Consider the following 364-nt stretch of genomic DNA (forward strand, 5'->3'; position numbering starts at 1 on the left):
CTGGCATCGCTGTTCTTTCATGAATCCACGCTGGCGCTGCTGCATGCCGCAGGCGTCGTCGATCAAAGCGGTTATTCCACTGCCCCGTTCATGCCGCTCGGCCTGCCCGAGTTCATCGCCAACGCGATCTGGAGCGCGTTCTGGGCGGTGCTGATGGCGTGGCTGTTGCGCGTCGCGCCCGAGCGCCGCGCGCCGTGGCTGCCGGCGTTCGTGTTCGGCGGCATCGTATTGACGGCGGCCAGCGTGTTCGTCGTCGATCCGATTCGCGGCATCTGGCCAAGCGGCAACATGCTGCCGCGCCTCGCGATGGGCTTTGCCGCGAACGCGATGTGGGGCTGGGGCGCGCTCGTCTTCATGCGCGCGT

At 67.3% G+C, this 364-nt stretch carries 1 protein-coding gene; it reads left to right on the plus strand.

What is annotated here, in order from left to right:
* Positions 1-364: hypothetical protein (locus SB753_RS35330; protein ID WP_410804715.1), on the plus strand; the 364-nt coding region annotated here is incomplete at both ends.

The sequence above is a fragment of the Paraburkholderia sp. SIMBA_053 genome, from assembly GCF_046534895.1.
GTDB classification, from domain to species: Bacteria; Pseudomonadota; Gammaproteobacteria; order Burkholderiales; family Burkholderiaceae; genus Paraburkholderia; species Paraburkholderia caledonica.